The sequence below is a fragment of the Limosilactobacillus mucosae genome (assembly GCF_013423865.1).
GTDB classification, from domain to species: Bacteria; Bacillota; Bacilli; order Lactobacillales; family Lactobacillaceae; genus Limosilactobacillus; species Limosilactobacillus mucosae.
This window is the reverse complement of the sequence record NZ_CP058954.1, coordinates 1,920,783-1,946,037: the sequence shown is the minus strand read 5'-3', so window position 1 is coordinate 1,946,037 and position 25,255 is coordinate 1,920,783. Positions and strand designations below refer to the sequence as shown.

At 47.0% G+C, this 25,255-nt stretch carries 25 protein-coding genes and 2 riboswitches; of the genes, 11 read left to right on the top strand and 14 right to left on the bottom strand.

Annotated elements, in window-relative coordinates:
• The first annotated feature begins 243 nt into the window (after positions 1-243).
• Positions 244-1,239, top strand: coding sequence for a LacI family DNA-binding transcriptional regulator (locus tag H0G69_RS09640; RefSeq protein WP_180304810.1), 996 nt, complete (start codon positions 244-246; stop codon positions 1,237-1,239).
• A gap of 157 nt (positions 1,240-1,396) precedes the next feature.
• Here H0G69_RS09640 and H0G69_RS09635 read toward each other — a convergent pair whose 3' ends face one another.
• From H0G69_RS09635 to H0G69_RS09620, 4 genes are read right to left on the bottom strand one after another with little or no spacing between them, the layout of a single operon-like run.
• Complete coding sequence (locus H0G69_RS09635) at positions 1,397-1,756, bottom strand: magnetosome magnetite crystal formation protein family (protein ID WP_180304809.1); 360 nt, start codon at positions 1,754-1,756, stop codon at positions 1,397-1,399.
• A 44-nt stretch (positions 1,757-1,800) separates the two neighbouring features.
• Complete coding sequence (locus H0G69_RS09630) at positions 1,801-2,454, bottom strand: energy-coupling factor transporter transmembrane component T family protein (protein WP_006500778.1); 654 nt, start codon at positions 2,452-2,454, stop codon at positions 1,801-1,803.
• Positions 2,455-3,840: an ABC transporter ATP-binding protein gene (locus tag H0G69_RS09625; RefSeq protein ID WP_180304808.1), complete on the bottom strand. Its 1,386-nt coding sequence runs from the start codon at positions 3,838-3,840 to the stop codon at positions 2,455-2,457. It abuts the gene before it with no gap.
• The gene (locus H0G69_RS09620; RefSeq protein ID WP_074503748.1) at positions 3,840-4,418 is read right to left on the bottom strand and encodes an ECF transporter S component; all 579 of its coding nucleotides are present in this window, start codon (positions 4,416-4,418) and stop codon (positions 3,840-3,842) included. Before H0G69_RS09620 ends, H0G69_RS09625 begins: the two co-directional genes overlap by 1 nt.
• A gap of 89 nt (positions 4,419-4,507) precedes the next feature.
• Positions 4,508-4,597: riboswitch (TPP riboswitch) on the bottom strand.
• Positions 4,598-4,854: 257 nt separating this feature from the next.
• Here H0G69_RS09620 and hemH point away from each other — a divergent pair.
• Positions 4,855-5,871, top strand: coding sequence for a ferrochelatase (hemH, locus tag H0G69_RS09615; RefSeq protein WP_180304807.1), 1,017 nt, complete (start codon positions 4,855-4,857; stop codon positions 5,869-5,871).
• Between the two features lie 49 nt (positions 5,872-5,920).
• Here the strand turns inward: hemH and H0G69_RS09610 are convergent, their stop codons facing one another.
• Positions 5,921-6,880 (bottom strand): nucleoside hydrolase, encoded by a 960-nt coding sequence (locus H0G69_RS09610; protein WP_006500774.1) that lies wholly within the window; start codon positions 6,878-6,880, stop codon positions 5,921-5,923.
• A gap of 180 nt (positions 6,881-7,060) precedes the next feature.
• Here H0G69_RS09610 and H0G69_RS09605 point away from each other — a divergent pair, with 180 nt between their 5' ends.
• Entirely contained in the window at positions 7,061-8,068 is a 1,008-nt protein-coding gene (locus H0G69_RS09605; protein WP_180304806.1) for an NAD(P)/FAD-dependent oxidoreductase, read from the top strand.
• Between the two features lie 41 nt (positions 8,069-8,109).
• On the opposite strand, the gene H0G69_RS09600 is transcribed toward H0G69_RS09605, so the two are convergent.
• The 4 genes from H0G69_RS09600 to H0G69_RS09585 all read right to left on the bottom strand — a co-directional run bounded on the left by H0G69_RS09600 (position 8,110) and on the right by H0G69_RS09585 (position 11,785).
• Positions 8,110-8,436 carry a heavy metal-binding domain-containing protein gene (locus H0G69_RS09600; protein WP_006500772.1) on the bottom strand — a complete coding sequence of 109 codons (327 nt, stop codon included), beginning with the start codon at positions 8,434-8,436 and terminating at the stop codon, positions 8,110-8,112.
• 15 nt (positions 8,437-8,451) lie between these two features.
• Complete coding sequence (locus H0G69_RS09595; protein WP_180304805.1) at positions 8,452-9,120, bottom strand: NAD(P)H-dependent oxidoreductase; 669 nt, start codon at positions 9,118-9,120, stop codon at positions 8,452-8,454.
• Positions 9,121-9,262: 142 nt separating this feature from the next.
• Positions 9,263-11,395 (bottom strand): LTA synthase family protein, encoded by a 2,133-nt coding sequence (locus H0G69_RS09590; RefSeq protein WP_039946140.1) that lies wholly within the window; start codon positions 11,393-11,395, stop codon positions 9,263-9,265.
• Positions 11,396-11,524: 129 nt separating this feature from the next.
• A complete protein-coding gene (locus tag H0G69_RS09585; protein ID WP_048345733.1) occupies positions 11,525-11,785 on the bottom strand; it encodes a hypothetical protein in 261 nt (86 codons plus the stop codon).
• A gap of 129 nt (positions 11,786-11,914) precedes the next feature.
• On the opposite strand from H0G69_RS09585, the gene H0G69_RS09580 reads away from it, so the two are divergent.
• Positions 11,915-12,571 (top strand): histidine phosphatase family protein, encoded by a 657-nt coding sequence (locus tag H0G69_RS09580; RefSeq protein WP_180304804.1) that lies wholly within the window; start codon positions 11,915-11,917, stop codon positions 12,569-12,571.
• A 75-nt stretch (positions 12,572-12,646) separates the two neighbouring features.
• Here the strand turns inward: H0G69_RS09580 and H0G69_RS09575 are convergent, their stop codons facing one another.
• From H0G69_RS09575 to H0G69_RS09565, 3 genes are all read right to left on the bottom strand, one after another.
• The gene (locus H0G69_RS09575; RefSeq protein ID WP_006500767.1) at positions 12,647-14,089 is read right to left on the bottom strand and encodes a C69 family dipeptidase; all 1,443 of its coding nucleotides are present in this window, start codon (positions 14,087-14,089) and stop codon (positions 12,647-12,649) included.
• A gap of 85 nt (positions 14,090-14,174) precedes the next feature.
• Positions 14,175-15,530: a nucleobase:cation symporter-2 family protein gene (locus H0G69_RS09570; RefSeq protein WP_048345736.1), complete on the bottom strand. Its 1,356-nt coding sequence runs from the start codon at positions 15,528-15,530 to the stop codon at positions 14,175-14,177.
• 61 nt (positions 15,531-15,591) lie between these two features.
• A riboswitch (purine riboswitch) is annotated at positions 15,592-15,689 on the bottom strand.
• Between the two features lie 71 nt (positions 15,690-15,760).
• Positions 15,761-16,681 carry a magnesium transporter CorA family protein gene (locus tag H0G69_RS09565; RefSeq protein WP_048345737.1) on the bottom strand — a complete coding sequence of 307 codons (921 nt, stop codon included), beginning with the start codon at positions 16,679-16,681 and terminating at the stop codon, positions 15,761-15,763.
• A gap of 125 nt (positions 16,682-16,806) precedes the next feature.
• On the opposite strand from H0G69_RS09565, the gene H0G69_RS09560 reads away from it, so the two are divergent.
• The 6 genes from H0G69_RS09560 to fucP all read left to right on the top strand — a co-directional run bounded on the left by H0G69_RS09560 (position 16,807) and on the right by fucP (position 21,825).
• Positions 16,807-17,709, top strand: a complete 903-nt coding sequence (locus H0G69_RS09560; protein ID WP_180304803.1) for an RluA family pseudouridine synthase — start codon at positions 16,807-16,809, stop codon at positions 17,707-17,709.
• 30 nt (positions 17,710-17,739) lie between these two features.
• A complete protein-coding gene (locus tag H0G69_RS09555; RefSeq protein ID WP_180304802.1) occupies positions 17,740-18,519 on the top strand; it encodes a TerC family protein in 780 nt (259 codons plus the stop codon).
• Positions 18,520-18,523: 4 nt separating this feature from the next.
• Positions 18,524-18,841, top strand: a complete 318-nt coding sequence (gene trxA, locus H0G69_RS09550; RefSeq protein ID WP_006500762.1) for a thioredoxin — start codon at positions 18,524-18,526, stop codon at positions 18,839-18,841.
• 244 nt (positions 18,842-19,085) lie between these two features.
• On the top strand, positions 19,086-20,006 hold the full coding sequence (rbsK, locus tag H0G69_RS09545; RefSeq protein WP_180304801.1) for a ribokinase: 921 nt from the start codon (positions 19,086-19,088) through the stop codon (positions 20,004-20,006).
• Positions 20,007-20,057: 51 nt separating this feature from the next.
• The gene (rbsD, locus tag H0G69_RS09540) at positions 20,058-20,453 is read left to right on the top strand and encodes a D-ribose pyranase (RefSeq protein ID WP_033934837.1); all 396 of its coding nucleotides are present in this window, start codon (positions 20,058-20,060) and stop codon (positions 20,451-20,453) included.
• Between the two features lie 13 nt (positions 20,454-20,466).
• Entirely contained in the window at positions 20,467-21,825 is a 1,359-nt protein-coding gene (gene fucP / locus H0G69_RS09535; RefSeq protein ID WP_109588085.1) for an L-fucose:H+ symporter permease, read from the top strand.
• A 112-nt stretch (positions 21,826-21,937) separates the two neighbouring features.
• Here the strand turns inward: fucP and H0G69_RS09530 are convergent, their stop codons facing one another.
• Positions 21,938-23,167 (bottom strand): ammonium transporter, encoded by a 1,230-nt coding sequence (locus H0G69_RS09530; RefSeq protein ID WP_180304800.1) that lies wholly within the window; start codon positions 23,165-23,167, stop codon positions 21,938-21,940.
• A gap of 268 nt (positions 23,168-23,435) precedes the next feature.
• On the opposite strand from H0G69_RS09530, the gene H0G69_RS09525 reads away from it, so the two are divergent.
• A complete protein-coding gene (locus H0G69_RS09525; protein WP_180304799.1) occupies positions 23,436-24,764 on the top strand; it encodes an MATE family efflux transporter in 1,329 nt (442 codons plus the stop codon).
• Positions 24,765-24,824: 60 nt separating this feature from the next.
• Here the strand turns inward: H0G69_RS09525 and H0G69_RS09520 are convergent, their stop codons facing one another.
• Complete coding sequence (locus tag H0G69_RS09520) at positions 24,825-25,211, bottom strand: winged helix-turn-helix transcriptional regulator (protein ID WP_033935003.1); 387 nt, start codon at positions 25,209-25,211, stop codon at positions 24,825-24,827.
• Positions 25,212-25,255: the final 44 nt, after the last annotated feature.

Sequence of the window (25,255 nt, the reverse complement as noted above, 5' to 3'; positions counted from 1 at the left end):
ATAGTGTAACCTGTTAACCTAAAATATTCAATACTATTTTTAGCTTGCAAATCCCTTTTGCTTCATGTGGTTAACCTGTTACCTGTTGATATTAAAGGGTTTATAAAGGTTAACCCGTTACCTTAAATTTATCAAAAAAATTTAAGGGCTTACAAAAAGAGAGATGAATTAGGGCTAAATTGTCATCAACAGTCGCCATTGTTATAATTAAGTGTTTAGAGGATTAGCGAAAGAGTGAATTTTATGTCGATAAAAGATGCAAGTAAAAAACGCCCTACGATTAGAGATGTTGCTAAAGTTGCTGATGTTTCAGTGGCAACGGTTTCGCGATTTTTAAATGGCAAAACGCAAAAAATGTCAGACCAGACTGCTGAGCGAATTCGGGTTGCCATTAAAAAAATGAATTACGTTCCCAACTCAGCAGCACGAGAGATGGCGCGCAATAGCAGTCGAATTATTGCGGTTCTGGCGGCTAATATTGCAGATTATTTTTCAGTTGAAATCTATCGTGGCATATCAAGTCGGGTTGAAGAGGCAGGATACATATCGGTCCTTTTAAATTCCGGCTCAAGTCTGACTCATGAACGTCAGCTGCTGCATTCAATCAACCAGCATGGCTTTGATGGCTTGGTTTTTCAGCCATTAACCAGCGATACGGAGCAGGTCGCTGGTGAGCTAACGCGTGATTTTCCAGTCGTAGTTGTGGATCGTGACTTACCACGCTCAACATGGCCCAAAGTAGTAACTGACAACTATGAGGCTGCGCGCAGTACGACGGAATATTTCGCTGATCAAGGCTTTCAAAGGGTTGTAGTTTTGACTTCGACGATTGAGTTGGCTTCAACGCGAATTCAGCGTTTTCAAGGAATCAGTCAAGCAGCGTCGACCATTGAGACGATTGAAATTGATGAGAACAACTTTCAGCCGGATGCAGTCTATGGTGCACTCAAAAAAGCCTTGAGTCGACCAGGTAAATGTCTTTTGTTTGCCCTCAAAGAACGCTGGTTGCTGGAATTTCTGCCGCGATTGATGAAAGAGCATGTCATTGACGAAGCAAGAACCGCGGTAACTGGCTTTGCCGATACTGCGTTGATTGGCAGTATCTGTCCTTATGCCAAGGTAGTTTCGCAAAATCCTTTTTTGATGGGGCAGCGTGCCGGTGAGATTTTGCTGCAGATGCTGAAGGGTGAAAAGAACATTCCAGAAGAATCAGTCATCAAAGCTCAATTCAAGCACTAAATAAACGTAATCAAAAAAACAGCACTATGCTAAGCACGACAAAGCTTGGCATAGTGCTGTTTTTGCTTAATTAGTATGCTAATAATCTGTTTTTACAAATATGCCAAAATAAAAAATCCCTGCCTCAGTGCTGAGACAAGGATTACTGACTTGTAAACTAGAATTCCTGGTGATGATCTTGTGGCTTGCGTCCCAACAAAACCGCGATTCCCATCGCAACGTTGTAGATCAAAAGTATTAAGGCCAGCAGCAATGCAAAAGCTGCCAGAATGCTGAACAAGCCGCCTAAATGAGCCAGATTCTGCATGTTGGCTGCGCCAATGATTACAAAGATGGCAATCATGTACAGCAAGGGGAAAATCTGGCTCCAGAAGGCCTTAACAGCGTTTTTACGCACCTCGTTGAAGCCTTGGTATTTTGCGATAATCCAGACGATCAATGGGAAGATGACCGGTAAAAAGAAAATGCTGAAGTAGGCTAGCGCGCTAACGATTCGCTGACCGAATTTGTTATCCATGAATTGGAATCCTCCAAATATTTTCTTTAATTATATCGAATCTGCTATGGTAGGGCAAATGTGATAATCTGTATTAAAATAATACTTATTATCAATATCGACCAATCGCGAGCCGTTAATGTAATCTGATGAACGCTGGTCCGCGCGCGATCCTCAACGTAGCCGTGTGATTCCATAGCCTGCGCCAGTTGGTCCGACCAGGTGATGGCATGCAGGATTGCCTTGAAATAAAGCGTTGGTGACCACCAAGACAGATTGATGCCTCGCATTTGACCAGCCGCGCGAATCGTTTTAACCGCCATTTTAATCCGTGGAATCAGATTGACGGCCGCCAGCGTTCCATAAGCAAACTTGCTGGGCAGATGCAGATTTTGTTCCAAAGAGCGGGTGAGCTCCAGTGGACTGGTAGTCTGCGTAATAGCCGCGCCGGTAAAAACGTAGACATAGATTCGTGAAAACAGCACCCAGGCATAAAAATAGTCATGGCCGGGACTGAACCAGGCAATCGTGATAAATACCGCGACTGCTGGAAATAGCGGCATTAAAAACAGCCAGCCAAACAAGCGGGGCCGAATGCGCTTAGTCAAAAGATAGATTATGGCAACGGCAACTAAGACCAGATTGATCGTTAAATGGCGCGTAAACGAGACTTCTAAGGCAATGATCAGCACCAACAACAGTTTAAAACTTGGATTCATTTAAAATTCCTCCCGATAGCTGAGCTGACAGTCTGTCAGTTTTACGTGCCGATCAATCAGCTTTTCCAGGCCCTCCAACTGATGGCTGATAATGATCATTGTTTGCGGGTAGACTTTTTGGCTGGCCTTGATCAGATCAACGACATTGTGCAGCGAATGAAGGTCAAGGCCGCTAAAAGGCTCATCCAACAGCAGAACCGGCTGCCCCATAATCAGCATTAAAAGCAGCTGCAGCTTTTTTTGCTGACCGCCAGAAAGCGAGTAGACTACGCGATCCTGCAATTTATTCAAATCAAGCAGCTTAAGTGCCGCGGCTAGGTGATCCTCGTCAAAGTAGGGATTACGGCCTTTTTTAAGACTCAGCGCCAACTCCTCTTTAACCGTTACGCTAAGAAACTGGTCGACGGCATGCTGGAAGACGTAGCCGACCTGTTGAGCATAACGGCGCGGTTTGATTTTTTGGGTGTCCTGGTCATTATAGATGATCGTTCCCTGGTAGGCCGCCAAGTGTGTAATAGCCTTAAACAATGAGGATTTCCCGGTTCCCGTGGCGCCGGTCAGCAGCGTCGTTTGATTTTTGAAAAATGAAAAGTCATTTGCCATGATCAGCTTTTGATCCCCATGTTCAATCACTACTTTTTTGAGCGTTAGAATCGGCTGGTCGCTGGCAGTCGGCAGTTTGACATGGTGGACTGTGGCGGCCAGCTGATCGGCAGACTGAAGCAGTGCATCACTGGCAGCGGCATCAAGCAATTGGGCCCGCTGATTTTCAAAGTGAATGATCTGTTTAGCCAAACCGCGATAGCCATGCAGATCATGATCAGCAACGATAATCGTTTTGTGATACTTTTGCTGCAGTAAGGTCAGCTGCTGAATCAACAAAGTCCGATTATGGTTGTCGATGCTGGCAAATGGCTCGTCCAACAGCAGAATATCAGTATCCATCGCGACTAAAACGGCCAAGGCGGCCCGCTGCTGCTCGCCACCTGACATCGTGGCCAGCTGACGATCGCGCAGGTGCTCAATGCCGCAGAATTTTAAGGCATGCTCAATGCGGGCGGGCATCTCGTTGGCAGGCAGCTGCAGGTTTTCCAAGGCAAATTCCAATTCATGCTGCGGCGTATCAAGCGCGAACTGCATCCCGGGATCCTGAAACATCATCGCAACGGTTAAAACATTCGGCAGCTCGATGTTTCCCTGCAGAATCCGGCCGCCGTATTTAGGCAGCAGACCGGCTAAAAGGCGCATCAGCGTGGACTTGCCACTGCCGGAAGCACCATAAAAGAGCGTCCAGGAATCAACCGGAATTTTCAGCGCAACGTCTTTTAACGTCGGGTGCTTTGGCGTATATGCAAAAGTCAGATTGTCAATTGCCAAATGATTCATTAGTCGTTAAATTCCTCGCGTTTCATGACGTGCGAGCGTTCCAGCAGCCGTTCGATCAGCATTACCAAAACGCCGCAGAAGAAGAACATTGAAAGCAGCCGGCCGCTAAAGTAGTAAACGTTTTTGAAGCCAAACTTGTTATAGCCATTGCGGAACCAATCCCAGGCAAACGTTACGATCGTCGTGGTAATGGTTGTTGAAACGGCCCCTAGCCAGTCGTAGTGCTTGTAGCCGGTGAATGTAAAACCCAGTTCGCTGGCAATCCCTTGAACGGCACCAGAAATCAGATTGGCCGCGCCCCATTGATCACCAATCAAGGCTTCACCAGCGGCACCTAAAAACTCGCCAAGGAAAGGTGCACCAGGTTTTTTCAGCATAAATCCCGCCATCGGACCGGCCATGCACCAAAGCCCCATGGTTAGATCGTTACCCATCATTGGCAGTTTGAGCGGTGTAAAGACAATGGTCAGCGCGTTGTACATAAAGGCAGCTGCCCAGTAGATCACCCCAAAGATAATGCCGACCAGTGCCAGCAGGATGATGTCGCGCAGATGAAACTTGTTATTTTTTTTGGCCATGAAAGACCCTCCTAATGATTGAAATTTTCAATCACCTGTCCAAAAGAAAACCCACTATGGAAAAGATCCACAGTGGGGCTGATTACAACAGATTATTTACCGTATCTCCCTTCGCTGGAATTATCCAGAGCAGGTTCAATGGGTATTATCTCAGCCGTATGGCACCCCAGACATGAATGATTGATCGTTTTCATCTTACAAAATAACTTGGCATAGTGCAAGCCAGCAGAAATTTTATCGAAGTTTAATTTGAAATAAAAAAGAATTTAAGCAGAGAAATTGATTTGAATCAAGCTGGGTTTAAATTTATTGAGATTCACTGATAATCATTTGATCAGCCTGGACACAATATATGGCGTTTAATCTCTAAAATATCTACTAGATGTCGTGGTAGAATGGTCCTATTGAATTTCAAACAAGAGTAAGAGGCAAGACCATGAAGAAAAATCAAAAAGGCATCCTGCTGGTTAATCTTGGAACGCCAAGTGATCCCAGCGTTCCAGCGGTTATCAGATTTTTACGGCGGTTCTTAAGCAATCGGCGGGTCATTCATATGCCGCCATTGATCTGGCAGCCAATTCTAAACATGATGGTGCTGCCTAAACATGCTCCCAAGTCGGCCGCCAATTATGAGCAGCTGTGGTCATCAGAGATTGGCTCGCCTTTGCTGCATTATACCCAGCGCCAAGCCCAGCTGCTGCAAAAGCGACTGCCGGATTATACGGTTCGCTATGCCATGAGCTACAGTCAGCCGCTGATTGGTGCGGTCTTAAAAGAATTTGAGTTTCAAGGAATCACCGATTTAACGATCATTCCAATGTATCCGCAGTATTCAACTACAACCACGGCTTCGGTTCAAGATGACGTCGCTCGGTTTTACCAGGATCGCAAAACGGTTCCAGAAATTAGATTCGTCAGTGACTACAGCAGTTTTTGGCCGTATGTCAAAGCATTATCGAATAAACTGCAAAAAGCGGTTGCTAAAATGAATCCAGATGCAATCGTCTTTTCATATCATGGCATTCCGCTCAGTTATCAAAAGGCCGGTGATCCTTACGCCCAGTGCTGCCGGCAAACGACCATGGCGGTAATTGAGCGTTTGGGGCTGCAGATTCCCTGTTTTCAAGCCTATCAGTCGCGCTTTGGACCGGCAAAGTGGCTGACGCCGGCCACCAAAGATCTTTTGACCGCGCTGCCTAAGCAAGGCTATCGCAAGGTACTGGTCATCGCGCCTAGTTTTACCGCTGACTGTCTGGAGACGATTCAAGAATTGGGCGAGGAGAACCGGGATGTCTTTTTAGCTGCTGGCGGAAATGAATATCAATTGCTGCCAGCTTTAAATGATGATGCTGAGTGGGTTGAGGCCTTAGCGCAATTAACGCTTCTAAACGCTGTTATGCCGGCTCAGAACGCAGCTATGGATCTGCCGTCAGCCAATCTGCAGACTGAATAGGATCAAAAAACCTCATCGGCAAGCACCGATGAGGTTTTTTGATTAGTAATTAGTGTTCTTTCAAGACGCTGTTCAAACGTTCCATGAATACCTTCAAGTAACGTTCCTTGTCAACGTTAACGGCAACCTTAACGTTTGGATTAGGATCGTTCAAGCGTGAGTTGTCACCAATCGTCCGGCCGTAGTTGTGTTCTTCGTAGTTAACCTTCATAAACAGGCTGATCGTTTGAACAAAGGTAGGGTCGATGGAGACACCGACTGCCAGTGGGTCGTGCAGGGCACAGCCGTTCTTGTCGATATCCAGGTTGTAGTAGGCATCGATGTAGAAGTCGGTAATGTCAGCGTAGGCCTTACCAGCTTTCGTACCCAGGTCGCGCCATTGCTGCGTTTCCTTCTTAGTCAAAAGCGTGCGCAGCGTAACGTCCAGGCCAACCATCGTCAATGGCAGGTCGCTTTGCAGAACCGTGTTGGCAGCCTTGGCGTCTTGGTTGATGTTGGCTTCAGCAACGTCAGTAACGTTACCTTCAACCGTCAATGCACCACCCATGAACGTAACGTTGCCGATCAGGTGAGCAATTTCAGGATCCTTTTCCAGGGCAGCGGCCAGGTTGGTCATTGGGCCAGTAGGAATGATGATCAGATCCTTGCCATACTTGTGAGCTGCTTCGATATAGAAGTCGACACCGGATTCAGCTTCAACGGCACGCTTAGGGGTTGGCAGCTCAACATCGCCGATCCCGTTGTTACCGTGAATGTCTTTAGAAACCTGCATAACTTCAAAGCTGTCGGTCGTGCTGGAGTGTGGCAGACCTTTGTAGACAGGCACATCGGTTTGGCCGAGCAGTTCCAAAAGCTTCAGACTGTTTTCAGCACAAACGTCCAGCAGGTTGTTACCGTATGAAGCCACGATCCCAATCAAATCGACTTCTGGATCAGCAACCGCGTAAGCCAGAGCCAAAGCGTCGTCAACACCAGTGTCCAAGTCTAAAATCATTTTCTTTTTAGCCATTGATTGATTTCCTCCGAATGAATATTGTTAGATAACGTTTACAATTACATAATAACCAAAAACCAATTAAAACTCAAACATTGTTTTGACAACAATTAAACCGTTTTATCAAAATTAAGGCGCCAAGCCGTGGTACAATGGCTTTTGTCGTAGAAAAGATTTTTTTAAAACGAGGTAAAGATGATGGAACAGACATATGACGTAACGATTGTTGGTGGCGGTCCCGCCGGAATGTTTGCTGCTTTTTACGCTGGTCTGCATGAATTAAAGGCGCAGCTGATTGAAAGCCTGCCTCAGCTGGGAGGACAGGTTGCCACACTCTATCCGGAAAAACAAATCTGGGACGTAGCTGGTGAGGCTGGCGTGCAGGGGCGCGAGTTGATTGCTGATCTCAAAAAACAGATGGCCATTGCGCCGGTTGATCAATTTTTAGGCGAGCAGGTTACCAACGTCGTCAAGCTGGCTGATGGGACCTTTAAGATTGAATCAGCACAGCGAACGTCTTATTCCAAAGCCGTGGTGATTGCATTGGGCAACGGCGCCTTTTCACCACGCAGACTGGCATTGGATGGCGCAGACCAGCTGGAGGGACGACAGGTGCGCTATTTTGTCAGTGATCAGTCTGATTTTGCCGATCAGCGCGTGGCAGTGCTGGGCGGCGGTGATTCGGCGATTGATATGGCACTGATGCTGGAGCCGATTGCCAAAGAGGTTCACTTGATTCATCGCCGGGATGCCTTTCGTGCTTTGGAGCATACCGTCTCCCAGCTGAAAAAATCTCAGGTTCAGGTTGAAACGCCATACCTGCCTAAGGAACTGCAAGTGAACGAAGATGATTCGATTGATTTGACGCTTAAAAAGATGCGCTCAGATGAAGAAAAACATCTGGCAGTAGACAAAATCTTGGTTAACTATGGCTTTACCTCCAACAACGCCGCGCTTAATGAGTGGGAACTGCCATTGGCAAGCGAGCGGGGGTTGATCAAGGTTGACTCCAAAATGGAAACCAGCGTCCCTGGCGTCTATGCAATTGGTGATGGCGTTACCTACCCAGGCAAGGCCGCGCTGATTGCAGTTGGCTTTGGCGAGGCGCCGATTGCGATTACGGCTTTGGCCAAGGCGCTTTACCCTCAAAAACGAATGGCCACGCACAGCTCATCGATGCACATCGATTCGCGGCATAAGTAAAAATAAAAGATCCAGGCGATATGTTCAGCCTGGATCTTTTTTTATTCAGTAAATTTTACGGCCGTGCCATAAGCAACCACTGACTGCATGTCGGTTCCGATTGAGCCGGAGTCAAAGCGCATCATGACCACGGCATCAGCACCTTTGGCCTCGGCATCCTCGCGCAGTCTGGCAATTGCGACCTCACGCGATTCATGCAGCATTTTGGTATAGGCTTTGATCTCGCCGCCAACCACGTTTTTCAGTCCAGCGCCGATATTGGAAAAAACGTTTTTGGATTGGGTGGTAACGCCAAAGACCTCGCCTAAAACTTCATAGTTATGGCCCGGAATCTTTTCAGTCGTCGTAACCAGCATTTCTTTAGCCATGTTCTTGCTCCTTATCTATTTGATCGTGCGGTAGATGTCAGAAATAGCCTGCCGTGATTTGGGCTTGATTGGCTCATCGCGATAGCCGAAACTTACCATCACGGCCAATCCCCAGTGCTGACGGTCTAAGACGCCTTTTTCAGCTAGATAGGATTCGACTTTTTCACGATTAAAGCCTTCGATTGGACAAGAATCAATCTTTAGCGCAGCTGCTGCCGTCATCATATTAGCCATGGCAATGTAGCACTGCTTGGCTGCCCAGTCGAAACGGGTGCGCTCGTCGTTGATGTCCATGTCGGTTTCTTGAAAATGCTTAAAGGCCTGTGATGATTTGGAATTGGGATCGTATTCGCGGCGCTTGACGTCTTGGACCATGTATTTTACGTAGTCGCTGTCGTAGGTGATGTCTTTTCTGGCAAAAATCAAGAGCAGCTTGTCAGCGCCATTGATGCTGTTGACGGCTCCCCAGGCGATTGGCTTAAGGTCTTGACGCATCTGCGGATTATCAAGCTCAACGAACTGCCACGGCTCATAGCCAAACGAACTGGGCGACAGGCGGCCGACTTCTAGAATCGTGCGCCAGTCATCGTCATCGACTTTGCGGTCAGGATCAAACTTTTTGGTAGCATAGCGGCGGTTGGCAACTTCAATCAGTTTTTCTTGAATCTCTTCATGTTCTCGCATAATGCAGCTCACGCCTTTCTAAATCAATTTTCTTTAATTTTATCACGAATTTTGGGACCAATTAAGCAGGGAACTGAGCGAAATAGTAAAAGCCCCAGAACTGACTTAACAGCCCTGGGACTTAAATTAGATTAACGAAACATTAATTGCCATTGCCATCAGGATTGGTGATCTTGATTCGGTTGGAACTCGTAGCAGAATGTCCCTGTTCTGGGGCATTGGTGCTATAGCTGTCGGTAGTGGTCTTGTCGTTATTCTTGGAGAAGATGCTGGTTGATTGAATGCCCTTGGACTTTTCAATCTTCTTTTCCTTCTTTAATCCGTTAGCATAGTTGTAGTCTTTTGGATTGACGGTCTTAAAGCCTTTTGGATGATAGAAGCGCAGCAGATTCTTTTCGTTAAGCGAATCTGACAGGGCCAGTTCTTCAGAGACCTTCTTTTGATCGGCCCGCAGCTGTTTTTTCTCCTGCTTGGTCAGCTTGGCCAGCTTGCCGGTCGAGTTGAGGTAGATCTTGCCGCTGATACTGGTGTACTTTGGTGTCACAAAGTCTTGATTGCGCAGGGCAACGACTTGATCATGCTGTGAGCTGAACAGATCAGTTCCAAACTGGATATAGCGTTTGGTGCTGATTCCCAACAGATGCAGCAGCGTTGGCAAGACGTCGATCTCGCCGCCATAAGTACTGTAGATGCCGCCGTGACCACCAGATCCTGGAATAACGAACATCAGCGGCACCCGCTGCATCTGAACGTTGTCAAAATCGGTCCAGTCGTCAGCATTCTTGCCTAAGACGCTGGCCAGGTTCTTGTTTTCTGAATTAGAGATTCCATAATGGTCACCATAGATCATGATAATTGATTTCTTGGCCAGCCCCGTCTTATCAAGATAGCTAAAGAACTCCTGCAGCGACTGATCAAGATAGTGCGCGGTAACGAAGTAGTTGTCGACAGTTGATGATCCAGTATTCGTCGTCGTGAAATTGGAGTCTTTATCCTCATCGTCAAGATCAAATGGGAAGTGGTTGGTAACCGTTAAGTACTTGACATAGAACGGCTGCTGCAGGTGCTGCAGATACTTGATCGAATCAGCAAACAGCAGCTTGTCCTTTAAGCCATAGCCGGTTGCCTTGTCGCCGGACGTGTCGAAATAGCTGGCGTCAAAGAAGTATTGATAGCCGAGGTTCTTGTAGACGTTGTTGCGGTTCCAGAAGCTGGCGACGTTGCCATGGAAAACAGCTGAGGTATAGCCAGCCCGCTGCTTCAAAATAGCGGGAGCAGCCTGGAAGGTATTGTCATTGCCCAGCGTTGCAAACAGTGAACCCTGCGAAAGTCCATACGTGCTGGTTTCCAACATGTTTTCCGCGTCTGAGGTCTTGCCTTGGCCAACCTGATTAAAGAAATTAGAGAAGGCATAGGTGTCTTGACCGTGATACAGCGAATTTAAAAATGGCGTAACTTCTTGACCATTGATTTTTTTATCGATCAAGAACTGTTGGAAGCTTTCCAGGTGAATAACGATTACGTTGCGGCCCTTGGCAATCCCAAACAGCTTTTTGTTCGGCGCGGCATAATGCTCCTTGGTAAACTTCTCAACGGTCTTGAGCTGTGATTTGGTGGCACTCTTACGCATTTGACTGACGTGCTCTGATTTAACCAGGTCGTAACCGGTAAAGGCATCCAGCCCCAGGTACTTAACGATGTAGACGCGGTCAAACGTCCGCCCTAAAAGCTGTGGCCGATCCATTTCTGCCACCATCAGATTCAAGCCGCAGACGACCAATGAAACTGAGGTGAAGGCAAATGCCAGCCGGTGCGAAAAAGCGCGGGGATCAAACTTAATCTTTCTAAAAAGCATCAAGAGCAGGATGACGACAATATCGAGCCAATAAAAAACGTCATGCAGATTGGTCAATGCCAAAGAACTGCCGCTAAGCCCCTGGTTGACTTTAGAATAGCCGGTCATGGTGGCAATCGTCATAAAGTCCGTAAACTCACGGTAGTAGATAACGTTTAAATATAATAGCAGCGTATTGGCAATGTCGATTCCCATTAAAACGGGATAGAAAAAGCGCGATCGCTTAAAGTAAAATGCCAGACCAAACAATAGCAGGGTGGTTCCCAGTGGATTGATCAGGACGATTAGATATTGAACCAAGCCTTGAGCGCCTAATTTAAAGTCAGTGAAGTAGGCAATCAAGGTTTTAATCCAAAAAAGGAACACCAAGAGTGCAAAAAAGCCAATCCTGGTGTTCACGAGTTTGCTTAATCGTTTCATGTCGAAAAATATCCTCGCAGTTATATGATTCTTAACGTACTCATAAAAGAGCTTAACGTCAATCATTCTAGCACAAATTCAGCCTGTGTAAGTGTATTGTGGAAAAACGTTGAGGAAACTTAATCAGATTTATGCTTTGACTGGAGCTGGATCGAGCAGCCAATCATAATGGAACAGTCTTTTGAGCTGGCGGTTGACAGGGATCCAGATTTGCGCGTGCCAGATGTCTTTTAATGATGCCAAAAAGATCTGGTCATGCTGATGCTTAGCAGTTAATGGCAGCCGCAGAATCTGGCCGGTTTCGGTTTTGACGGTAACGGTCTTGCCATTCATCCCAACGATCTGGGCAGCGACGATATCTTGTTCAGAATGTGGATTACGTAGTTTCAAGCAACATCCCTTCTTTCGATGCTTTTAATATTAAAGGGAATGTTTGAAGAATCTATGATGGGCGCCTTATGTTATCCTTAAGTTCAAGAAAGCATTACAATCGTTTTAGATTCAAAGGGGGTAACGAGATTGAAAAAATTGAATGTCTATCTGGTACGGCATGGTCAGACGTACTACAACATCTATAACAAGCTGCAGGGCTGGAGCAATTCGCCGTTGACGCAAAAAGGGATGCAGGATGCGCACAATGCCGGAGAAAAGCTGGCTAAGATTCATTTTGATGCAGCTTTTTGCAGTGACACCACCCGCGCCGAAGCAACGATCCAGACGATCCTGGATATGAATCAGGCTGACTCGGTCAAGCAGCCAATAACGGCACCATTCTTTAGAGAAGAGTTCTATGGCTATTTTGAAGGTGCCAATATGGATGAGGCCTGGTATCTGGCAGGAGCGCCGCATGGTCTGCCAACTTTTAAGGCAATCGTTGAAAAATATAGTATCGGTCAGGCCAAAGACTGGCTAAAGGATGCCGATCCATTCCACCATGCCGAAAACAATGCTGAATACTGGGCCCGCGTTGATCAGGGAATTGACCTGATTCGGCACTCAGAGGTACCAGATGACGCCAATATTCTCTGGGTCAGTCATGGCAATACGCTGCTTAGCTTGATGGAGCGTTTTGGCCAGGGTAAGTACGATCTGACGGTGCGTCCGGAAAACGGCAGTCTGACTAAGCTGATTCTGACTGACGATGATGTTGAGGTTGAATACTATAACCGCAAATAACTGCAGACAAATGAAAAAATCGCGTGTAATCGGACTTAATGCTGACGGCACGCGATTATTTGTTTTAGTAGCTCTTTATAGATTATCGCCAAGCTCAAACTGATACTTGGAGTCAAGCAGCGATTGTTTGATCAGACTGCTGAGCAGCGAGTGGGTTCGCTTGGTAACCTCGGCGGCCGTTTGCAGATTGGCTTTGGTAAGGAAGTTGTTCAGCTCATCTACTTCAAGTTCAGCCGCCTGTTGGTCAATCTGGTCAATTCGCTGCAGGCCAAAGCTTTGACAGCCATCGCGATATTCGTTGACCTCATTGATAAATTTGTGATAGCGCGGTTCAACGACAACGGCCAGCGTTTTGTACATCCAATAGGCACTGTTGGTATCGACCTCGGCGCCAGCTTTTTGGTAGTTGGCTGGCGTGTCGGAAATGTTGGTATAAAACGGTACGTATGGACTGTAGCAGTAGAAACCGAAATTGATCCATTGAATGGCAGCAAATTCTTTTGGTACGTGATTGCGAATCTGTAGAATGCAGGAGCTTTGATTGCGATCAAGTGAGATTGAGCGGAATTTGCGCTGCTCTTCCTTGGTTCCCGAGGCAAAAGTTCCCATCGGATCATATGGCGTGCCATTGTAATGAGAAGAAAGAAAGGCTTCCACGTCTTCAATCGCGATCTTCTTTTCTGGCCGCCGCAGGAATGGCATGTTTTGACTGGTTGGATCCTGTTCAATGGATGGATTGAACAGCTTTTGTCCATACCAGGTTCGAGGCGTGTTATAGTAGCTGTCAGCCTCGCTTTGCGTCCCGAAGATGTTGCGATAGTTAAAGGTCGTTGGGTCAGGATTCAGATGATTTTTTTCAACGAATGACTTTAAAGATGATGCAAACATGAAATTGTCGGGATCGTTAAAGTCGATTTCCTCAATCACCATGATGTTGGGACAGATGGCATAACAGTCATCTGGAATGCGTTGAGCGGCCCATTGATGACCAGCACCGGTTTCAAAGTACCAGACCTCATCTTGATCGGCAAAGGCAATACCATTGCACTCGCCGGTTCCATATTGTTCGATCAGCTTACCAAGCCGGGCCACGCCTTCTCTGGCAGTTTTGATAAATGGCAGTACCAGATACAGCATGGAATCCTCGTCGATGCCGTTTTTAACCAACGGATCGTGGCCTAGGCAGCGAGCGTTGGTACCTTCAGTTTCGGTAGCACTCATTGCCACGTTGTATTCATTGATGCCCTGTTCGTCCCAGCGCCCTTTGATCTCATTTTCCTGAGCGTTTGGTGTAGCAGTAAAGCGACAGCCATGACCATGGAGCGGGATTCTAACGCCTGAGTATTCAGAAATGAACTCCTCATCATAGTCGCGAGCCGGAAAGACTTTGAAAGTTTTTTGGTTAATGCCGCTTTCGCCGTCTTCATCGCGGGCAATTATGGTTGAGCCGTCAATCGTTGCCTTTTTGCCAACCAGCATTGCCGTGCATGAAGAATGAAATGAACCAAAATGTTCCATATGAAACAAAACCCCTTTCAAGTTAGATCTGGCTTTATTTTACAACTAAAAAGGCACCAGTGAAGCGATCACCGATGCCTTAATTTTAATTTTCATTCATAATTGGATCAGCAGTTCTTGGGTTGTTCTTAATTTTGCTTTGAACCGGCTTTTTGAAGTCCTGCCAGTTAAAGATCAGATTTAAGATTACGGCTGCCAGACTGCCAACGACCACCCCGTTGCCCAGAATGATCTGTGCTTCGGTTGCCAGATGCTGGAAAATCTGTGGATAAACAGTTACGCCAAGCCCCAGTCCAATTGACATCGAGGCAACCAGTAGATTGCTGTTCTTGTTCAGATCCGCTTTTTGCAGAATCTGAATTCCCTGTACGCCGACCATGCCAAACATTACGATCATGGCCCCACCGAGAACCGGCGTAGGAATTACGGTTGCCAGTGCGCCGGCTTTAGGCAGCAGTCCCAGTGCCAAAAGCAGGAAAGCAGCATAGTAGACCGGTTTGCGGGTTTTAACGCCGGACATGCGTAGAACGCCGACATTTTGCGAGAACGTTGAGTAGGGGAAGGTATTGAAGATCCCGCCTAAAATGGCAGCAATCCCTTCAGCACGATAGCCGCGTTTCATGTCGTCTTCAGTAATCTTCTGACCAGTAACGTCGCTTAGGGCAAAGTAGACCCCAGTCGATTCGATCATCGTCGTTAAAGAAACCAGCATCATGGTAACGATCGCGCTGCCGTTATACTTAGGAACCCCAAAGTAGAAGATCTGCGGCAGATGGAACCAGGAAGCTTGGGCAACCGGTGTTAATGAGACCATGCCAAATGCGCCGGCAATAAAGGAAGCAATCAAAATCCCCAGTAGAATTGCGATTGACTTAACAAACCCCTTGGCAAATGCATTGATTGCTAAAATGATGACAATCGTTAAAAAGCCGATTGCTAAGTTGGCTGGCGCACCGAATGACTTGGCAGCTGCTGAGCCACCGCCGAGATTTTGAAAACCGACTGGAACCAGCGTAAAACCGATAATGGTAATCAAGGATCCAGTTACGACTGGTGGAAACAGTTTTTTCATCTTAGCAAACAGGCCGGCAATCAAAAAGACAAAGATTCCGGCACAGATGATGGCACCATACATGTAGGCAATGCCCAGTTTGCCGCCAATCGATTCCAAAGGGGCAACTGATTGTACCGCACAACCCAGAACGACCGGCAGACCGATCCCAGTCAGCGGCGTCTTGCGCAGCTGTAGCAGTGTGGCGATCCCGCACATGAAGATGTCGATTGAAACCAGATAGGTCATCTGTGCTGCGTTGAAATGCAGAAAGTTTCCAATCAAAAGCGGGACCAAGACGTCGCCTGAGTACATGGCCAGCAGATGCTGAAAGCCAAGCACCAGATTTTTGCCAAAGTCGTTTAATTTTCCCTGTGATGCACTATTCAAGATCTTTCCTCCTGAGTCAGCCCATACAGATAAGCAAAAAGTCGCCATGGCAGGCAACCATGACGACTTTTTGGCTGCTTATAGTCCTGAATTTACGGTTCAGGGTAGAGACTCTCGCCCGTATTGCGAGAATATATAGGCTTAACTTTAATTTAACAGGATTCATCTTAACATAATCCGAACCTTTTGACAATCAAAAGGTTAATCAATCATAAAATTACGAACTTATTTCAATGCCACCAGTGTCGATTGAATAAAAACCAGATTGAGAGCAGAATCATAATTAAAGTAATCGCGATCGTGATCTGCCAGGCCCATTCGCTTTGGGCAAACGGCAGCGACCTGACGTTTTCGCCATAAAAGCCGGAAACGATTGGCGGAATTGCCAAGACGATTGAATAGATGGTCAGAAATTTCATGGTCTGGTTCAGATTACTGTCCAGGACCTTGCTATAGGCGTCAGAAACGCGAGCCGAGACGTCAGATGTCATCTGGGCCATTTCTAAACCTTGCTGAGCTTCGATAATAATATCGTCCAGATCATTAAGCTGGCGATGCGACATTCGGTTGCCAAAGCGTCGTTTGAATTCTTCAAGCAGGGAAACGTTGCCTTTTAGTGAAGTCAGAATATAGACTAGCCCCGTTTCGATTTCCATAAATTCGGTAATTGCCTTGCGTTCCGTATGGTTCTGCAGGTTGCGCTGAATCTGCTGGCGCTGTTGATCGGCACGCCGAATTGGTCCAAAATAGCTGGTTGAGAGTTTGTAAAGAGTTGGCAGGATGAAATCAAAGCGATCATTAACCGGACCGCGTTTTTTCATGGTTTTAAGCTGCTTGGCCAGGATTCCGTTAACAAAATTGGTTTGAGCGTTGGTAAAGGTTAAAACGTTGTTGGCCGTCAGCATAATGCCGATTGGCGCGGTTTGGGGTGCCGAGACCTCATGCGTGGGCACATAGACGTCAAAGATCAGCAAAGTGACACCAGCATCACGATCAACCTCAACCCGAGCTTTTTCATAAGGGTCGATGGCGTAATCCAAAAGCTCTTTGGTAACCTCGTACTTGTTGATCAAATCTTCGCGTTCATGAGGCAGGGGCTCAAACACGCTGATCCAATAGCTTTGTTCATTGATTAGTTCGGCACTCAACATGATTTTATCCTCCGCGAAAATTGGTCTTTAAGTATAATTCAACTATTTAATGCGCTAAAATTCAACCCAGGTAACCATAAGAACTGAAAAAAAGTATCAAATAATCATCAATTAAGGGGATTATGATGGAAAAAAACTGGAAAATCATCGAGACGCTGTCAAAAGATCAGCCGTCCCAAACGCTGCGTGATCTGCTGCAAAAGCAATGGCTGCTGCCGCGGCGCTTTGTATATTATCTTAGAACGCGTCATAACGTCTTGGTCAATGGTCAATATTATCCCGTTAATCATCAAGTGCAGCCGGCAGATATAATTGAGCTGAATTTTAATGGCGATGAGTTTCGGACGCCGCAAACGCACTATCAACCAACCCCACATCCCAGGCTGAACGTGCTGTTTGAAAATCGCGACGTCTTGGTAGTCAACAAACCAGCAGGCCAAAAAATGCATCCCAATCAGCCGCTTGAAACTGGGACGCTGCTCAACGATGCGGCCGGTTATTTAAAGACTTCATCAGCTGATGCCTTTATGGTTCATCGCTTGGATCAAGCAACCAGCGGCGCCGTGGCAATCGCTAAGAATCCAATTGTCGTACCGATTTTGGATCGCCGCATCAGTCAAGGGCAGATGCATCGCCAATATCTTGCGCTGGTGGCAGGGACCATCACGTCGGATGCTGGAAAATTTGATTGGCCAATTGGCAGAGATCTGCTTGATCAGCGCAAGCGACGAGTCAACGGCTTTGCCAGTCAGCCAGCACTGACCTACTACCAGGTTGCCTGGCGCGGTAAAAACGCCACGCTGGTCAGACTGCAATTGGCAACCGGTCGGACTCACCAGTTAAGAGTTCACCTGGCTTACAGCGGCCATCCAATCATCGGAGATCCGCTGTATGGCACGATTGATGCTTCGCGAATGATGCTGCATGGCATTAAGCAGCAGCTGGTTTTACCATTTACTGAAAAAATTCAAACAATTCAGGCACCAATAGATGACGAATTCAAACAAATTTTGTTAAAATACAAATAAAGAGACAACAAATAGATAAGGAGGAGTTCATTGTCACTTTTAACTAAGCTTTACGGACCGTTCTTCGACTTGCACAACTGGGAAGCTGTGATAACTTCAAGTCAGGATTGGCTGATCATCCTTTCACTGGTATTGATCGAATGTCTGTTATCCGTGGACAACGCGGTGGTCTTAGCAGCTCAGACACGGGTTTTGCCGACGCTTAAAGAACAAGAGGAATCTCTGTTTTACGGGATTTGGGGATCTTATATCTTCCGCTTCTTGATTATTGGACTTGGCGTCTACCTGATCCATTTCTGGGAAATCAAGGTCATCGGGGCTGCCTACCTGGTATATCTGGTTTACCGCTTCTTCCGCTACAAGTTTCAGGGCAACCCGAAACGGCGCAGCAAGCAGGCCAGTCCTAAGGCTAACCGTAAAGGCCTGACTGGTCGGAAGCGGTTCTGGTGGGTCGTTGCTCAAATCGAGTTCATGGACATCATATTTTCCGTTGATTCTGTGTTGGCTTCACTTGCAATTTCAAGCAACCCAGTGATCGTTTTGATCGGTGGCTTGATTGGTATCATCTGTATGCGGGGAATTGCCGAAGTGATTATGCGCTTGATGAACAAGATTCCAGAATTGGAGCCAATGGCGTATATCTTGATTTTGTTCGTGGCCATTAAATTGTTCTTATCGATTCCTGCAATTGATATTGAGATTCCTTCAAGTGCTTTTGGGATCTTTGTCCTGGCCGTTTTCGTCATTACGATTATCGTGCACTTGGTACGGCGCAAAAAGCATGCGCAGGCAACCGATAAAAAGGAGTAGTCTGATGGCACAAGAAGCAACCATTGAAAACTTTGACGAAATGATTCAAGGCCCGCTGACGGTAGTCGATTTCTGGGCGCCATGGTGTGGACCATGCAAAATGATGGAACCGATCATGGCAGAGTTGGAAAAGGAATTTGCCGGGCAGATCAAATTCGTTAAGTTTAACGTTGATCATCAACAAGCAATCGCGGAACGCTATAAAGTGATGAGTGTTCCTAGCCTGGTGCTTTTTCGCGATGGCGTAGCCAAGGAAAAAGTAACGGGTATCTATCCAAAAGATCGGCTGGCACATTATTTCGCGCGTAAAACAGCTGAATAAGACCAGCGATTATAAAAAAGATCTGATTCGTTTGAGCGAGTCGGATCTTTTTTTTACTAAAAAGTTAATTTAGGAAATCGTTTGCCATGGCGCCATTTTCATCGCTTACATTAGTAAAACTTTTGAATTAAATTTTTAAAGAGGGGTTGCAAACGATTTCAAATCATGTTAAATTAACAACGTTGAATTTTTCGTAAAACGATTTACAAAAACGTTTTACAGTGGAGATCATAGGAGGAAGCAAATGGCTAAGAAAATTGCGGTTTTAGGTAGTATCAACGTTGATACTACCTACCACGTACAGCGTTTCCCAATGCCTGGTGAGACGATCTCGGCAGGTTCCAAGAGTTCCGCTCCTGGCGGTAAGGGTGCCAACCAAGCAGTTGCGGCTGCTCGGTCTGGTGCCAAGACCTGGTTTATCGGGATGGTTGGCGCTGACAACGAAGGTAAGTTCATGCGTGAGGCCTTGCAAGAAGACCATATCGATACCAAGCTGATTGGAATTGATGAGCTGCATGGTACGGGAACGGCTTTGATTACGCTTGATGCCGAAGGACAAAACGACATCATGGTTTATGGTGGTGCCAACCAAGCAATGACGACTGAGGTTTTGAAAAATGCCGATTCAGTCTTTGAAGAAATCGACTTTCTGATCAGTCAGTTTGAAACGCCGCAAGCAGTTACCGTAGAAGCATTCAAGCAAGCCAAGGAACACGGCGTAACGACGATTTTGAACCCAGCGCCAGCTCATGAAATTTTACCAGAGCTGCTGCAATACACGGACGTCGTAATTCCTAACGACAGCGAAAGCTTTGTTTTGACGGGAATCAAGATTACTGATGAAGATTCCATGCTTAAATCCGCGGAATGGTTTAAACAACAAGGCGTTAAGAATCTGTTGATCACGTTGGGCTCAAAAGGGGTCTTCTACTGCACGCCACACGGTCACGGAATGGTGCCAGCATTCAAGGTCAAGGCCGTTGATACGACGGCTGCCGGTGATACGTTCATCGGTGCTTTGGCCTCACAGCTGGACGATGACTTGAGCAATGTTGCCGATGCTCTGGTCTACGCGCAGCGTGCTTCCAGTCTGACCGTTCAAAAGATGGGCGCCATGCCATCAATTCCAACGGGTGAAGAAGTCAAAGCCGCACTTGCCGAATAATCGCGGCTGAACGTTCGCAGCAATAAAAATAGGAATTAGGAGATTTTGATCATGAAAAAAACTGGAATTATCAACTCTGAAGTGTCCGCCGTCGTTGCCAACATGGGTCACATGGACTGGCTGTCGATTGGCGATGCCGGCATGCCGGTGCCAATGGGAACCAAGAAGATCGATCTGGCGCTCGATAAGCAGCTGCCAAGCTTTATGGATGTTTTGAACAACGTCTTGAAGGAAATGAAGGTTGAAAAGATCTTCCTTGCCGATGAGATCAAGGACCAAAATCCAGAACAGCTGGAAAACATCAAAAAGGCGCTGCCTGATGTTGAGATCGAATTCATGCCTCACAGTGATTTGAAGAAGAACCTGGCCAAGACGCACGCCTTCATCCGCACGGGTGAGATGACGCCTTACTCCAACATTATTCTTGAATCCGGCGTTACGTTCTAGTGAGGTATGAGCCATGCAAAACAGTAAGAATTCTGACAAGGGCCAAAGCTGGCTGCAGCTGCCGGACGGCTACCTTGACAAGACGCCAATGTTTCAGTTCCTGCTGGTCTGCCTGATCTTCCCGCTCTGGGGCGCGGCAGCCAGTCTGAACGACATTCTGATCACACAGTTCAAGACGGTCTTTACGCTGAACGACACGGCTACGGCCTTCGTTCAGTCAGCCTTCTACGGCGGCTACTTCCTGATGGCCATCCCCGCCTCGCGGATCGTTAAGAAGGCCAGCTACAAGGTGGCCATTCTGGTCGGCCTGATGTTCTACATCATCGGCTGCTCGCTGTTCTTCCCGGCATCCCGAATTGCCACCTACAGCGTGTTCCTGGTAGCCATCTTTGCTATTGCCGTTGGGCTGAGCTTCTTGGAAACGTCCTGTGACACCTACGCCTCAATGATGGGTCCTCGCAACACGGCCAACCAGCGGCTGAACTTTGCGCAAACGCTGACGCCGCTGGGTGACATCTTGGGGATCGTCTTAGGCAAGTACCTGATCTTTGGTGAAGGCGGCAACCTGGCTGACAAGGTCGCTCACATGAGCAAGGCCGAAGCCCACGCCTACAACCTGCACATGCTTCAACTGACGCTGCGTCCATACAAATTCATCCTTGCAATTTTAATCGTGATCTTCATCGTCCTGCTGCTGACCAAGATGCCACGCGCCAAGGCCACGGCAGGAACGGGCGCAGAAGGCCAGGAAGCACAGCCATCCTTGGGCGAGACGATTCACTACCTGACGCACAACAAGCGCTTTATGATGGGTGTCGGTGCACAGTTCGTCTACGCCGGCATGCAGACGACGGTTTGGTCATTTACCATCCGGCTGGCACTGAAGGTTATGCACGGCATTTCCGACTCTGAAGCCTCAACGTTTATGATCTACAGCTACGTTGCCTGGTTCGTCGGCAAGCTGGTTGCCAACTGGTTCATGAACCGCTACTCGATTACCAAGGTGCTGACCTGGTTCTCTGCTCTTGGGATGGTCTGCCTGGTAATTGCCTTTACGGTTCCAAATGCAACGGCCGTTTACGCAGCCATTGCCACGAGCTTCTTCTTCGGTCCTGAATGGCCAACGATCTACGCTCACACGCTGGACCAGATTCACGAAAAGAAGTACACGGAAACTGGTGGTGCCTTCATCGTTATGTCCCTGATCGGTGGTGCCATCGTGCCAGCCATTCAAGGACGGGTATCCGACCTTTCCGGCTCCATGCAGTTCTCCTTCATCGTGCCAGCCATCTGCTTTGCGATCATCACGATCTACTTCTGGAATGAACATCGCTACGAAAAGGCACACCCTGAAGAAGTTCAAGAACACTAGCATTGAATTTTCAGTTAACGCATAACGTAAAAGGACAATCTCGCCAACGCGGGATTGCCCTTTTTATATTTATATTATCGAGTGCAGCAGATTTAATTATTCAGATAAGTGGTTAGAGCTGAGGATTCGCCAATGAGCCGATCAGTTCATGGTGTTCGCTGATGTCTAAGCCGCGTCCTTCTTCGCGAGCAGAAACTCGAATCGTCATAAAGCGACCTAAGACCTTAACGATAGCCCAGACCATAGCAGCAGTAGCGATAATCGTAACCAGGGTTGCCAGTATTTGAATGCCAAACTGCGTGAAGCCACCACCCATCAGCAGACCATCGTGAGTAACGGCAGGGTTGACCGTGTGAGTAGCAAAAAGGCCAGTTGCGATGCTTCCCCAGATACCGCTGACTCCGTGACAGCCAAAGGCATCCAGCGTGTCATCGACTTTTAGCCGCGGCTTGATCTTGGTGATGAACCAGCCGCTGATCAAGCTCGAACCGATTCCGATAATCAAGGCTCCGGTCAAGGTAACGTAGCCACAGGCTGGTGTGATGCCAACGAGCCCACACAATACGCCGGTACAGGTACCAACCAAAGTTGTGTGTCCTTCAGTATAGATTTCCAGTAATTGCCAAGTAACCATGGCCGCGGCGGCAGCAACTGTCGTCGTTAAGAAAGCCTGCATGGCAATGCTGTTGACGGCCAGTGCAGAACCCGCGTTGAAACCATCCCAGCCAATCCAAAGCAGGGTCGTACCCAACAGAACCCAGGACCGATCAGCAGGACCATCCGAATCTTTGGTGTGCAGACGCGGCCCAATCATAGCAGAAAGTACCAGGGCCGTGACGCCAGCATTGATATGAACGACAGTCCCACCAGCAAAGTCAAGCGTGCCCAGCTTGGACAGCAGACCGCCGCCCCAGACCAGGTGTACCAATGGGTAGTAGATCAGAATCGACCAGCAGATGATAAAGAAGGTTAAAAACTTAAAGCGCACCCGGCCAACGATCGCGCCCACAAACAAAGCTGGTGTGATCAATGCAAACATCATTTCAAAGATTGAGAAGATGCCGACCGGAATCTTGCCAGTCGTCAGCTGCTTTAGGTTGGTGCCGTGCATCATCAAATGGTGCAGGTTGCCGACAATGGCGCCGTTACCGCTGAATGAAAGTGACCAGCCAACTGCTACCCAAAGCAGAACGGATAGACCACAGACGAAAAAGACCGACATAAACGTGTTGACGATGTTGCGCCGACTTACCAAGCCGCCATAGAAAAACGCCAGTCCTGGTGTCATTAAGAACACCAGAATACTGGCAATCATTACGAATAAAGTGTTTGCTGTACTCATTATTGCCATCTCCAATTCTCAAAACTCTAATCATTTTCTTAATGGCAACTAATTTAGACCAATTCTTTTTCAAAAACAATAGCCTGAGTTTGATTCCGAAAAATTAAACAAATTTATTAGACCAGACAAAATTGAAAAATGATGAAAACGTTTCATTCTTGTGATTTGAAACTAAAATATGGAATAGACCAATAATTGAATGATTGTTGATCAAGAGGTGATCGTCTAAAATAATCAAGATTGTTTAATTAATGAAGGGAGTAGAAAAATGGATCAGCTTTTCGAGCGTTCTTCCATTAAAAAGGCTTATTTTACGCTGGCAATGCCAGTGGTTTTAAGCTCAGCCGTTATTATTATCTATAACCTGGTAGATACGTTCTTTGTTTCTAAGACCCAAAATCCTGATCTGGTAGCGGGCGTATCGCAAGGCGCACCAGTTTTCAGTCTGCTGATTGCAATTGGCGATATCTTTGGCTTGGGGGGCAGCTCATTGATTTCGCGGCTGTTTGGTGAAAAGCGCGATCATGAGGCACGCCTGGCTTCAGGTTATTGTTTTTACGTATCGATTATTGTAGGAATCTTGATGACGATCATCATGGTGGCCTTTCAGACGCCGATTCTTCATCTATTGGGGGCGACCACGGCAACTTGGCAGTACGTGCGTGAATACTACCTGGTGATTGCGTTTGGCGCGCCGTTTATTGTTTTTGGCCTGACACCAACCAATATTTTAAGAACTGAGGGATTGGCCGTTCAGTCTATGACGGCCAGCATGGTGGGAACGATTTTTAACATCATTTTGAATCCGATCTTTATCTTCCCTTGTGGACTAGGGGCTGCGGGTTCGGCATTGGCCACTGTCGTCAGCAATATCATTGGCGATGTCTTGATGATTTATTATTTGAATACCAAAAGCCAAAAACTGACGACCTCGATTCATGAAACCAGATTAAGTCCAACGCTGCAAAAAGAAATCTACTCAATTGGGATTCCGGCCTCGATCACCAATATCATGGTTATGTTCTCAATGGCACTGACGAATCGCTATCTGATTGCGTATGGCTCAACCAGTGTGGCGGCGATGGGAATTGCCAACAAGATCAATACTATTATCTTTATGGTGATGGTCGGCTTTGCGTTTGGGGCCCAGCCGCTGATTGGCTATGCTTACGGTGCCAAAAATCAAAAGCGGTTTAATGAAACCGTGCGTTTTGATATTTTGGTCGTCGTTGTTTTTGGGGTCGTGGCAACACTTTTGATGATGTTGGCAGCTCCTTTGATCATTCGTTTGTTTATGCAGGATCAAACCGTGATCAGTGAAGGTACGACCATGATTCGCTGGCTGGCCAGTTCAACGACGCTGGGCGGCTGTATTTTGGTATTTACGACGATGTTTCAGTCAATGGGTAAGGCAGTCCCGGCATTTTGGCTGTCAGTATCACGGCAAGGCTTGATTTTTTTAGTCTGCATCGTAGTTCTGCATCATCTGTTTGGTTATTGGGGAATCGTTTCAGCTCAGGCCGCGTCTGATGTTTTGACGTTGCTGCTGGCTGTTTTGATGTGGCAAAAGAATCGACCGCATTTCAAAAAACAGTAAGAATCAATGCTTTAATAGTTTAAAACAGCCGCTGCTCAATATTGAGCAGCGGCTGTTGGATTAGTCTGAGCAAAATTCAATATCTAATTTTAGATCCTGCAGACGCTTTTCACCCCATTGGCACATGGCATCGATAATTGGCATCAAGCTTTCGCCAGTATTCGTAAGCTGGTAAAAGACTGCTTTGCGATGGCTGATCAGCTGTTCATGACGTGAGATCAGCCCATCCTTGATCATCTCTTTTAGCTGTTGCGTCATCATCTTGTGCGTAGCGTGTTCAGAAAGCCGCTGCAGCTCATTAAAACGCATTGCGCCATTATGATAAAGACTGCAGATGATCAACAGCTTGTATTTGCCGGAAAACATGGCCAAAGTGTATTCTTTGGCACAGTCAAAATCCTTTTGGCGCAATTTTTTAAGGGTATATTCTCTGATTGTATCAGTCATTCAAAATCTCCTGTTGACGGTCACAAAAAGGTGCGTTATTGTGT

What these genes read in the sequence shown, in the direction of transcription:
- H0G69_RS09630 (WP_006500778.1), bottom strand. Translation starts at nt 2,454, where the DNA reads ATGAATCCAAGTTTTAAACTGTTGTTGGTGCTGATCATTGCCTTAGAA.
- H0G69_RS09620 (WP_074503748.1), bottom strand. Translation starts at nt 4,418, where the DNA reads ATGGCCAAAAAAAATAACAAGTTTCATCTGCGCGACATCATCCTGCTG.
- H0G69_RS09605 (WP_180304806.1), top strand. Translation starts at nt 7,061, where the DNA reads ATGATGGAACAGACATATGACGTAACGATTGTTGGTGGCGGTCCCGCC.
- H0G69_RS09595 (WP_180304805.1), bottom strand. Translation starts at nt 9,120, where the DNA reads ATGCGAGAACATGAAGAGATTCAAGAAAAACTGATTGAAGTTGCCAAC.
- trxA (WP_006500762.1), top strand. Translation starts at nt 18,524, where the DNA reads ATGGCACAAGAAGCAACCATTGAAAACTTTGACGAAATGATTCAAGGC.
- H0G69_RS09590 (WP_039946140.1), bottom strand. Translation starts at nt 11,395, where the DNA reads ATGAAACGATTAAGCAAACTCGTGAACACCAGGATTGGCTTTTTTGCA.
- H0G69_RS09640 (WP_180304810.1), top strand. Translation starts at nt 244, where the DNA reads ATGTCGATAAAAGATGCAAGTAAAAAACGCCCTACGATTAGAGATGTT.
- H0G69_RS09575 (WP_006500767.1), bottom strand. Translation starts at nt 14,089, where the DNA reads ATGGAACATTTTGGTTCATTTCATTCTTCATGCACGGCAATGCTGGTT.
- H0G69_RS09530 (WP_180304800.1), bottom strand. Translation starts at nt 23,167, where the DNA reads ATGAGTACAGCAAACACTTTATTCGTAATGATTGCCAGTATTCTGGTG.
- hemH (WP_180304807.1), top strand. Translation starts at nt 4,855, where the DNA reads ATGAAGAAAAATCAAAAAGGCATCCTGCTGGTTAATCTTGGAACGCCA.
- rbsD (WP_033934837.1), top strand. Translation starts at nt 20,058, where the DNA reads ATGAAAAAAACTGGAATTATCAACTCTGAAGTGTCCGCCGTCGTTGCC.
- fucP (WP_109588085.1), top strand. Translation starts at nt 20,467, where the DNA reads ATGCAAAACAGTAAGAATTCTGACAAGGGCCAAAGCTGGCTGCAGCTG.
- H0G69_RS09635 (WP_180304809.1), bottom strand. Translation starts at nt 1,756, where the DNA reads ATGGATAACAAATTCGGTCAGCGAATCGTTAGCGCGCTAGCCTACTTC.
- H0G69_RS09560 (WP_180304803.1), top strand. Translation starts at nt 16,807, where the DNA reads ATGGAAAAAAACTGGAAAATCATCGAGACGCTGTCAAAAGATCAGCCG.
- H0G69_RS09625 (WP_180304808.1), bottom strand. Translation starts at nt 3,840, where the DNA reads ATGAATCATTTGGCAATTGACAATCTGACTTTTGCATATACGCCAAAG.
- H0G69_RS09525 (WP_180304799.1), top strand. Translation starts at nt 23,436, where the DNA reads ATGGATCAGCTTTTCGAGCGTTCTTCCATTAAAAAGGCTTATTTTACG.
- H0G69_RS09520 (WP_033935003.1), bottom strand. Translation starts at nt 25,211, where the DNA reads ATGACTGATACAATCAGAGAATATACCCTTAAAAAATTGCGCCAAAAG.
- H0G69_RS09600 (WP_006500772.1), bottom strand. Translation starts at nt 8,436, where the DNA reads ATGGCTAAAGAAATGCTGGTTACGACGACTGAAAAGATTCCGGGCCAT.
- H0G69_RS09565 (WP_048345737.1), bottom strand. Translation starts at nt 16,681, where the DNA reads ATGTTGAGTGCCGAACTAATCAATGAACAAAGCTATTGGATCAGCGTG.
- H0G69_RS09610 (WP_006500774.1), bottom strand. Translation starts at nt 6,880, where the DNA reads ATGGCTAAAAAGAAAATGATTTTAGACTTGGACACTGGTGTTGACGAC.
- rbsK (WP_180304801.1), top strand. Translation starts at nt 19,086, where the DNA reads ATGGCTAAGAAAATTGCGGTTTTAGGTAGTATCAACGTTGATACTACC.